This window comes from Pseudomonadota bacterium, assembly GCA_039815145.1.
In the GTDB taxonomy this organism is placed as follows: Bacteria; Pseudomonadota; Gammaproteobacteria; order Steroidobacterales; family JBCBZW01; genus JBCBZW01.
The window spans coordinates 1-9,665 of the sequence record JBCBZW010000167.1 but is presented as its reverse complement, the minus strand read 5'-3'; the positions used below and the strand labels follow the sequence as shown (position 1 = coordinate 9,665).

Here is a 9,665-nt window from a genome sequence, read left to right as displayed (position 1 = left end):
TCGCCAGGAAGCGCCTGGCCACCGCCGGCGTCACAGCTGCTGCGTGTGCGGCACTCCTTCACACATCCTCGCTACCCGCGCGATTGGAGCCGGCACCCTTCGTGGACGACGTGCTCTACGCTGCATTCGAGGCGCATCTGCTGCTGGGCGTGGCAGTGTCGGTAGGCTGTGGACTCCTACTCCTCCCAGCCATCGTGGGATGGATGCGCGGCCACCTAGGGCGAACCACTTACCTAGCCTTCGCGGTAACGTGGGCGGGAATCGTGCTCGCGGCGACGCTGACCGACGGCCCGACCCCCTTGGTCGGCTACGGCGGCAGCGCGATCATCGGCTACTTCCTGTCGATCGTCACGCTACCGGAAGCGTACGGCCCGGCGAATGAGGACAGCATCGCAACCCGATCAGACTCGCCGGTGATGCGAGAGGCGCCTTGGCGCCGAAGCTGGCCGGTCTGATGCCCCGCAGGACACTCCTCGCGGCCACGGCCGCCGTGGTGGCACTCGGCCTCGTCGTGGTCTTGCTGTCGAGGCGCGACGGTGGCGACGAGTACGTCCCGACGCCGATCCCAGGCGTCGAGATGACGTGTTTCCAGGAGACCGCACCGGTGCCCTGGTCTTACTGCATCAACCGCTTGCCGGACAGCGCGAACCAGGATCTTCTGTACTACCTCCACGCGCGCAACGGCAACCCGACCTGGTGGAACGATCGCACCTATCACACGGGGCGGCTGTACGAGACCTGGCGAGCCAACCGCCAAGATCCACCGACGGTCGTCGCGGTCTCCTTCGGCAAACTCTGGATGCTGAGCGACTACGATCCTGAGCTCGACGGCGGCCTGTTCAAGGTCTTCACCGACACGGTGATACCGACGGTCGAAGCCCAGATCGATATTCGCCAAGGGCAGCGCCTGCTGGCGGGAATCTCCATGGGTGGATTCAACACCCTGCTGCTGGCCCTGAAGTCCGACGGCGTGTTCTCGCGGGCAGCAGCCATCTGCTCCCCCTTGCCCACGGTATCGAACCACGACGGCCTGATGGCCATCTTGGGCGCGGCGCGCGAGACCGGCACGAGCACGAAGCGCGCCTTGATGCTCTGGGCCTTTGGCAGGCGCTTCTACCCGACCAGGCAGGTGTGGGCGGCCAACGACCCGCTGAGCCTTTCCCGTGGCTTCTCCGCCGAGGCGGGCCCTGCCCTCTACCTCACCTGCGGCCGCGCCGATGACTGGGGGTGCTTCCTTGGCAGCGAGCAACTCGCGGCGAACATCGAGCAGGCGGGCGGCGATATCCAGTGGGTGCCGCGCGACGGTGGGCACTGCGACATCGACTACACCTCGCTGGGCGCCTTCCTCCAGCCGTCGGTGGGGGACAGCACGTAACAGGTGTGTTTCCATAGTCGAGCTGCCAACGTATCGAGCCGGGAGGGTGAGCGTGGCACAGACGGAACACCATCAATGCAGGCCGAACCGCCTACCCGACCCGTGGGACGGTCGCGCCCTGCGCTCGCACTTTCTCGACTCGTACGTAGGCAAGTTCCCCAACCAAACGCTGGATACGGTTGGACATATGCTGCTGCAAGTCGACCGCACCCGCCAGGTGATGCAGGTCGGCGTTGCCCATCTGGCGCGCACGCTGAAGGCGGGACGCGTCGATATCGGCTTCGGCCATGCGAGACACCCCACCTACGCAGCGGCGGCCGAGTCCTTCCTCGACGAGGGGGACGATCGCCCATCGATGGTGGATCGCGAGCTACCAAACGGTCATCACGTCATTCAGCGCGTGTGGCGATCCGCCACGCCGGTGGCTTACGACGACGTCCCTAACAACGCCGAGGTGGCGCCGATGCGTGAGGCGTTCGCCGCTGTGCACGCGCGGGCGATGCTCGCGCAGCGCCTTGCCGTTGATGATCACCAAGGCGCCTTCGGTCTGATCTGTGTGGACGAGCTCGACTACGGACGACGCTGGAAGGCCGCCGAACACAGCCTCTTGCACGAGTTCTGCTCCACCTTCTTCGCACCGATCCTGGCCGTTAGCCTAGAGTTGAGCGCGCCCGTGGGTATCACCAAGCCGAGCCCGGCGGAGCTGGACGCCATCCGCCTCGCTGCCACCGGCCAGAGCTACAAGGCCATCGCGTACTCGCTAGGCAAATCGATCCGCACGATCGAAACCCAACTGCGTAACGCCCGCCAGAAAGTGGGGGCGGCCAATCAGGCCGAACTCGTGCGCATCTGCGAAGCCTGGCTCTGATCCGAAGGCCCCTGCGCGCCGAGCCGAACTCGGCGGCAGGAGCGATTCGGACGAGCGTCAGTCCGCATCGATCGTGTCGAAGATGATGACCGGCGGGCGATCTTCGTTGCGCGGCGCACGCCACAACACGGCGAAGGTGCCGGACTGGACGATGGGCCCGTCGGGCGTGTTGATGGTCAGCAGGTAGCTGCCGTTCTCCAGCACCTTGCGGTTGCTGACTGCCTCGAAGGTGGAGACGAGTTCCAGGCCTGCGAGGCCGGCGTCGAAGCCCCCTTGCCAGGCCTCCACGATATCGTCCTCGCCGTTGACGGCCGGGGCGTTCGGCAGCTTGAGGGTGCCGTTCTCGGCGTAGAACTCGCCCAGTCCCTCGCTATCCAGCTGGTTGAAGACGTCGACGAAGGCCGCACTCGCGGCCGCCACGCGGTCGGTGTTGCTGGCGTCGTAGTAATCATCGTCCGCCCAGGCGGCTCCATTGAGCACGACGAGGGCGACGGCGAGACACTTGGCAGATGCGCATAAGTTCATGATAGCTCTCTCCATATTGGTCTTATGGCGGCCGTTGTTCGACCGTGGAGAGAGCCTAGGGCGCCCTGCCTAGGCGGAGAATCGCAAAATACCCGTATAGGGTGTAAAGCGTCCGCGCCTGGTGCGGGCGATGGCGTCGCCGCGCCTGCAGATGCGCGAGACCCTCGCCTGCGCTTTCTATTCAAGATCCGAATACTGATTCAGCCACCAGCGCGTGTTCATCGCGGTGCCCGCCCCCTATCGTGCGACTCGCGGTTGCGCGATGCCCCGGCAGGTCTGGCCGTCCCTACGAACCCGCAAGCACTCACTTAGGAGACCGTCCATGAAGGCGATGACGTTGAAGACCTACGGGCCAGAGTCCATCTTCGAGCCCACCGAACTCCCCGATCCACACGCGAAGGCGGGCCACGTCGTCGTCAAGGTCGCCGCCACCAGCGTCAACACCGTGGACACCATGATCCGCAACATGGGCGCGGACCTTCCCCTGTCGCCAGCATTACCTGCCGTACTGGGGATGGACTTCGCCGGCACCGTCGAAGCGGTGGGCGAAGGGGTCACTCGCTTCGCCGTCGGCGATGAGGTCTACGGCTGCGCCGGTGGCCTATTGGAACTACAAGGTGCGCTCGCGGAGTACATCGTCGCCGACGCCCGCCTCGTGGCGCGAAAGCCGAAGACCTTATCCATGCGCGAAGCGGCGGCGCTGCCCCTGGTCGGCATCACCGCCTATGAGGGACTGAGTCGCGCCGGGGTGTCCGAGGGTCAACGGGTGCTGATCCAGGGGGGCGCCGGAGGCGTCGGCCATGTTGCCGTGCAGCTGGCCAAGCACATGGGGGCGGAGGTCTCCGCGACCGGCAGGGGCGATACGCAGATGGCGTTGATGGCCGAGCTCGGGGCGCGGGCGATCGACTTCACGGCCGAGAAGACGACTGACTACGTGGCCGACCACACGGGAGGCGCCGGCTTCGACGTCGTGTTCGACACGGTGGGTGGGCCCAACATGAGCAACTCCTTCGAGGCCGCCAAGCTCAACGGCCATGTCGCCTCGACGGTCGCCCTGGTTGAACTCGACCTGTCCACGGCGCACTTCAAGGGGCTGTCGCTACACGTCGTGTTCATGCTCATTCCGATGATTCACGACGTGCAGCGGGCAGACCATGGCGAGATCCTCGAGACGCTGGCGAGCATCGCCGATGCGGGGAAGCTCCGGCCGGTGCTGGACGCGCCGCGCTTCACCCTCGACCAGGTGGGTGACGCCTACGCGCGGTTGGCCAGTGGACAGGCGATCGGCAAGGTGGTGGTCGAGGTGTCGTAACCGTCGCGTGCTGCCTGCGAGCCCGCCCGGGTGTGCACGAGGTTGGCGCGCCGACCACGTCGTCGCGGTACGCCAACCCCGTGCAGATCACCTAACGCACTTCGAAGCGAACGGTCTTGGTGCCGATCATCTGATCGGTATCCATGACCTGCAACGTGGCCGAGTGCCAGCCCGGCGCCAGGCCTTCGACCGTTACCCAGCGGCCAAGGCCCACGACCACGTCATCCACGCTCCAGCTGTAGTGCAGCTGCTCGCCAGCGGATGTGTCACAGCACTCGGCGTCGATGCCGAGGCCGCGCAGGAGCACGCCGTCACCTTGGGGGATCACCTCACCGCTCTTCGGCGAGGCGATGAAGGCACTCGGCACCTTGCGCGACACGTCGAAGGACGCCGACAGGGCCGACACGGTGTTCAGCCCGTCGCTCGCGTAGACGCGGACGAGTGAACCGCCGGCGGCGCTACCCGCAAGGCCCGTGGCATCCACCGCGAGTTCGGTGAGGGGCGTGCCCGTGGCGAGCGCCGTCCACGTGGTGCCGCCGTCAGGGCTGTACTGGTAGACGAACGCCAGGGGATCACGGTCCCTATCCGACGCGTGCACCACTACCTCCAACGCGTCGTCGCTGGCCGCCACCGACACCGACAGGGAAGGCAGCCGCTGACCGGGTTGGAGCGCCACCGCACGGCCACCGAGGGCGTCACGGAGCCTCAGCTCCACGGTGTCCTCTATCCAAGGCAGCACCGCGACGAACCCTGCACTCGCCGTGGGCGAGCCGTCCACCACCGCCTGGGCCTGCACCGGCTGGCGGTGCAGTACGCGACCGCGCTCATCCAGTGCTTCGAGCACGTAGCCATCGAGCCTCGTCAGACCGGCATGGTCGTGGTGGTGATGGTGCCCATGACTATGGCGGTGCCCTTCAAGGTGGCGATGGGAACCACGCGGTGACTGGTCACCTACACCCTCGTTGTAGAGCTGGCGTTGCTGGGAGGTCATCTGGTCAGCGGGGAAATGGAACCCGGCGTGCAGGCGCATGGCGCCTTCCGTACGACCCACGGTGCCGCTCACCCAGAGCACCTGCGGCGACGGTTCCATGCGCTGGGCGTTGGCAGGCTGGTAGAGATCTTCGAACAGCTCACGCCACGTCCAGTCGGAGACCCAGCGATTGCTGGTGTACGTCATGATGTCGCCGGTGTTGGAGCTCATGGGGTCCAGGGGCTCTCGGCTGATGCCGTCGAAGCCCCACGCCGCTTCCTGATCGTCGCTGCCACCGAGGTAGCAAGGATCGTAGGGGTAGTCGGCGTAGGGTCCGTCGATGTCCGTTCCGCAATCGACGTGATCGAAGCCAACGGCATGGAGGGTTTCATGCGCGAGTTTGACCCCGCCCAAGGGTTGGTTGTACTCCTCCTTGGCCGTGCCGAGGAGCATGTGCGCCCAGCCTGCGTTGGTGCCTGGTAGCACCGCACCACCCTTGCTCACGGGCGCGTCCGGATGGACCAGTCCCATGAAGACCTGGCGCGCATCGCCGCAGACAAACCCGTGGTCCGTCCAGTTTGCGACAGCATTGATGGTGTCGAGCAAGGCGCTCGAGTCGGACGACATGTAGAAGCTGGAGCCGTCCTCCTTGCGCAACAGGGTGTGGTGAAACACAGGGATGATGCGTGTTGCCAGCAAGCTCTCGGTCCGTTCCAGCTGCCGGGCGTAGTCGTCGCTGTGGTGATCGTAGATCAGCTCATTGGAATCGCCGTCGATCGCGGATACGCGAAAGGACGTCAGGCACAGATTCGAGTGATGTAGCGATACCGTTTGCTGGGCGACCGCAGGGAAGGTGTTGTTGCCGTAGTTGGTCTCGTAACGACGGCTGCCGTTAACGATCGGATTGATCTCCACCTGCAGGGAGAGATCGTCGCGCACCCAGTCTTCCGGCAAGGCGAAGCTCAGGGTGCGAAGGCGTTGACCACGCTGCACCACCTCACCTTGGGGATCGATCTGAGGACCGTAGGGCCCGATCGGCGAGTTGGGTAGCTCGATGCCGTCGCGAAAGCCGTGCAGATGAGCGGTCACCGGCACAGATCCCGTGCCGGTGGCCTCGCGCGGATAGACGCGGACGTAGGTGGCCTTGCCGAGCACCATCGGGATCGTGTGGGCGCCGTCTTGCACCCCTTGGGTCACTTCCATGCGATCGACGACGTAGTCCGGGGGATCGGCCACGGCGTCTTCGGGCAGGCGTTTTACCTGGCCGATGGTGTTCCAGTAGAGGTAACCATCGGAGAACGTCACGTTGCGCGGCGCCGGCTGATCGAAGGCCATCAGGGTGGCCGGCCCGCCGCTCTCGTCCATGCGCCAGATCGTGCCGGACTCGTCGTAGCCTTGGGTAAAAGCGAGCGTGTCACCTGTCAGATCAAGATCGTAGACGGGGTCCGCTTGGTTGTAGATCACCGCGGTGATGCCCGTGGCCTGCTCTCGGCGCACGATCTTGCCCTCCAGCTCGGACCAGTAGATGTAGTCGTCGCTGTAGGTGAGGTCCCACGGCGTTCCCGCCGTGGCTGCCAGCAACCCCACCGCACCGCCGGCAGCGGGGACCGTACGAATGGCACCGCCGCCAGCGACGTCAGTTTCCGTCCAGAGCAACCAACCGTCGGCGTGTTCCAGATCGTTGATCGTGCCGTTGGCGATGTGGCCTGCGACGAACTCGATGGCATTCGGGCTGTCGACGGGGAAACGCGTGACCCCGCTGGTCGCGAAGTAGTACACGTAGTCGCCATCGGTGGCGATGGCGGTGCTCATCGCCGTATGCAGCAGTTCTACCGGACCGGCGCCATCGATCGGGGCGCGGTACACCAGGGGAAGCTCCGCCGGCGCCTGCTCCGTGAAGTAGACGTAGTCTTGGGTAATCACCATCTCCTGCGGGCGAATCGCATCGCAGGCAACGGTGAGCTGCTCCCGATCCCCGGCGTCGCCGCCGTGGGGCACGCGGCCGTAGATCACGCCGTAGTGATTGATGTGACAGGTCTCCGTGTCCCAATCACGCCGCGATGCGTAGTAGAGGTAGCTCTCGTCTTCGGCGATGACGTTGCCGTAGTCGATGTTCTCGGGCACAGGGCCCGCCGTAGCCGACATGCTCGTGAGCGTGAGCGCGACCGCTGCACCGAGCAGCGAGAGCTGCCCCCAGGGCAAGGGGCTGATGGACTGGGAACTCATTTTTTCTCTCCGTTTTCGCAGGAATTCGTTGGGGTCGTCCCTTCCTGCGCCTTTGCCCGGCGGTAGGGATCACGGAGAGAAGAATCTGTTGCCCGAAGGCGAGGTCTGCCCGGCGACGCGTCTCATGCGCACGCTGGCTAGCGGACGGGCGGTCGGCGGGGCGGCGGTAGCCTTGTAGACATGCCCCCGGCTCGGGATTTGCTCTGGGGCCTCGAGCAGAGGCCCCGTCGCGCACGAGCGTGCCAAGCGGCGGCGGAAAGTCGATGCGTTCGAAATCAGCGCTCTTTCGGGGCGTTACTCGTAGGCGTAGGTGCCCCGGATCGGGTAGTCGTTCTCCGGCTTGCGGATCCACTCGAGGCCTGAAACGAAGGTCTCCACGTCGGGTCGCGCAAAGGGGTTGTTGGAGAGATCGACCACTTGCAGCGCCCCCTCGGCATTGACCACGAACAACGCGGGCTCGGCAAAGCGGTGATCCGTCTCCTTCGCTGAGCGCGGTTCGGAGATGTAGAGCCCTAGCGCCTGCATCTGCTCGAGGGTCAGCCCGTGGTAGAGGGGGAAGTTCACCTCGAGGCGGCTGCGATGTTCATCGAGCTGCGCCTGGCTGTCCGCCGACACCGCGGCCATGTCGATGCCGATATCGCTGAGGCGCTGCCGGAAGCTCGCCAGCCTGTTCAGAAACTTCGTGCACAGCGGGCAGTGCCGACCCCGGTAGACCACCACCAACTGCCAGTCGGCATCGCCGGTCGGCTTGGCGATATCGACCAGCGCTTGCCGATCGTCGAAAACCTCGAGGGGCTTGAAGGCGTCGCCCGCGTGTAGCTTCGTGGTGTTCATTTGAAATCCTCAGAAGTGTTTGGCGATGTGGGCGTCGAAGCGATGGAAGTCGTTGTCGATATCCGGGTTCTTGATCACGTCGTAGCACGCGAAGGTGTCTATCGCTGTCATCCCGAAGAAGCGGAAGTTCATGTGCATGGGGAAGAAGAGATCGTCGACGCCCTTGCCTTGAAAGAGGTACTGACCCTCGTCATCGAAGGCTTCGCGCGGCGCGTTGAAGGTGAGGGACAGCATGTAGCGCTTGCCCGTCAGCGTGCCGCCGGCGCCGTACTGCTTGGCTGGATCGTGGCGGCTGCGGCCGTCGCCGTCGCACAGCTGGCCCGCCATCCCCGCGCTGTACACATCGTCCATGTACTGCTTGAAGCGCCAGGGCACTTCCATCCAGTTGACCGGCGTTTGCAGCAGGATGACGTCGGCCCACTGGTGCTTGTCGAGTTCCTCCTGCGTGTCCCAGTCTTCCCGCACGTGGGTGTGGCGCACGGTGTAGCCCTTGGCGGCCAGCAGCGCGCTCGCCTCGTCGACCAGCGAACCGTTGAGCCGGCCTGCTGAGAACTCGCTCGGGTGGTGGGCGTTGATGATGAATGCGTTGGCCATGTGCCGATGCGTTCCCTTGTCTGTGGGTGGGGGAGCGGCATGGTGGTACAGTAGGTGACCGATATCAACCAGTATACTTTTAGTAACCTAATTCCTTTTTGGAGTGATCTGTGCCGACGAAGACCGCCGTGCGCCGCAAAGCCGTGGCCGAACCCTGCCTGGAGCCCTGCCCCATCGAACGCGGCATGCGGCTGCTCGGGGGCAAGTGGAAGGGCTCGATTCTCTGGCACTTGAGGGACGGACCTGTGCGCTTCAACGACCTGGCCAGGCAGCTCGGTGGGGCGAGCAAGAAGATGGTCAACCAGCGACTGAAGGAGATGGAGGACACGGGGCTGCTAGAACGGGAGGTGCTGAGCACGCGGCCGATTGCGGTGGCGTACTCGATTACCCCGTTTGGGCGTAGTGCGTTGGGTGTGCTTGATCAGCTTAGGGGATGGGCGGAGGAGCATCAGGTGTAGCACCGCGGCCCTCAGCGCTACTACCTAATCGATCAAATCGGCAAGCGAGCGAACGCCCACGTAACGCAAGAACGCACCTGCTCCCTCCACCGACAAGTGCCCCGCGTCCTTGTAGAGCAGGTGCGGTGCCATCGGCGGCCAGCTCTCCTGCGGCCGGTAGACCCGCGCTCCCCGACGCTCAGCCTCATCGTAGAAGTCGAACAGTTCCGGCGGCACGGGCAGCGTCTTCGCCGTCAACGCCGGCATGACGAAGGCACGGGTCGGCTCGATGTCATACACCTGGCGATGGGTGATCAGGTGCACCGTCACGCCGCGAGCGGACAAGGTATCGATCATCGCCAGCAGCGAGCCGAGTTCCTCACCCCGTTCCGAGGGCGTTCGGCGATTCATGGTGGTCTACGAAGGGACGGCCCAGGCGTCGGTGACCCGGCCCTTCGCGGACGAGTATCGGGCGCTGGAGGACAACGCGGCGCTGCTGCCCCAGGTCGCGGCGCTGACGGGCG

10 protein-coding genes are annotated in these 9,665 nt (G+C 65.0%); 5 read left to right on the top strand and 5 right to left on the bottom strand.

Translation table 11 applies throughout. The annotated features are described in order from the left end of the window. From AAF184_22890 to AAF184_22880, 3 genes are all read left to right on the top strand, one after another. The coding region (locus AAF184_22890) for a hypothetical protein (protein ID MEO0425201.1) at window positions 1-455 on the top strand (455 nt) is incomplete at its 5' end. Next, window positions 455-1,375, top strand: coding sequence for an alpha/beta hydrolase-fold protein (locus AAF184_22885; GenBank protein ID MEO0425200.1), 921 nt, complete (start codon window positions 455-457; stop codon window positions 1,373-1,375). The genes AAF184_22890 and AAF184_22885, both read left to right, overlap by 1 nt. Before the next feature lie 52 nt (window positions 1,376-1,427). Continuing rightward, window positions 1,428-2,243 carry a helix-turn-helix transcriptional regulator gene (locus AAF184_22880; protein MEO0425199.1) on the top strand — a complete coding sequence of 272 codons (816 nt, stop codon included), beginning with the start codon at window positions 1,428-1,430 and terminating at the stop codon, window positions 2,241-2,243. 57 nt (window positions 2,244-2,300) lie between these two features. Here the strand turns inward: AAF184_22880 and AAF184_22875 are convergent, their stop codons facing one another. Continuing rightward, complete coding sequence (locus tag AAF184_22875; GenBank protein MEO0425198.1) at window positions 2,301-2,768, bottom strand: DUF4440 domain-containing protein; 468 nt, start codon at window positions 2,766-2,768, stop codon at window positions 2,301-2,303. 322 nt (window positions 2,769-3,090) lie between these two features. Between AAF184_22875 and AAF184_22870 the strand changes: the two genes are divergently transcribed. Then, a complete protein-coding gene (locus tag AAF184_22870; GenBank protein ID MEO0425197.1) occupies window positions 3,091-4,080 on the top strand; it encodes a zinc-dependent alcohol dehydrogenase family protein in 990 nt (329 codons plus the stop codon). A gap of 91 nt (window positions 4,081-4,171) precedes the next feature. Here AAF184_22870 and AAF184_22865 read toward each other — a convergent pair whose 3' ends face one another. The 3 genes from AAF184_22865 to AAF184_22855 all read right to left on the bottom strand — a co-directional run bounded on the left by AAF184_22865 (window position 4,172) and on the right by AAF184_22855 (window position 8,704). Beyond that, on the bottom strand, window positions 4,172-7,276 hold the full coding sequence (locus tag AAF184_22865; protein MEO0425196.1) for a hypothetical protein: 3,105 nt from the start codon (window positions 7,274-7,276) through the stop codon (window positions 4,172-4,174). Between the two features lie 294 nt (window positions 7,277-7,570). Continuing rightward, window positions 7,571-8,110 (bottom strand): redoxin domain-containing protein, encoded by a 540-nt coding sequence (locus AAF184_22860; GenBank protein ID MEO0425195.1) that lies wholly within the window; start codon window positions 8,108-8,110, stop codon window positions 7,571-7,573. A 9-nt stretch (window positions 8,111-8,119) separates the two neighbouring features. Continuing rightward, a complete protein-coding gene (locus AAF184_22855) occupies window positions 8,120-8,704 on the bottom strand; it encodes an NAD(P)H-dependent oxidoreductase (GenBank protein ID MEO0425194.1) in 585 nt (194 codons plus the stop codon). Window positions 8,705-8,814: 110 nt separating this feature from the next. Between AAF184_22855 and AAF184_22850 the strand changes: the two genes are divergently transcribed. After that, window positions 8,815-9,162, top strand: coding sequence for a helix-turn-helix domain-containing protein (locus tag AAF184_22850; protein ID MEO0425193.1), 348 nt, complete (start codon window positions 8,815-8,817; stop codon window positions 9,160-9,162). Window positions 9,163-9,186: 24 nt separating this feature from the next. Here AAF184_22850 and AAF184_22845 read toward each other — a convergent pair whose 3' ends face one another. Beyond that, complete coding sequence (locus AAF184_22845) at window positions 9,187-9,552, bottom strand: hypothetical protein (protein MEO0425192.1); 366 nt, start codon at window positions 9,550-9,552, stop codon at window positions 9,187-9,189. Window positions 9,553-9,665: the final 113 nt, after the last annotated feature.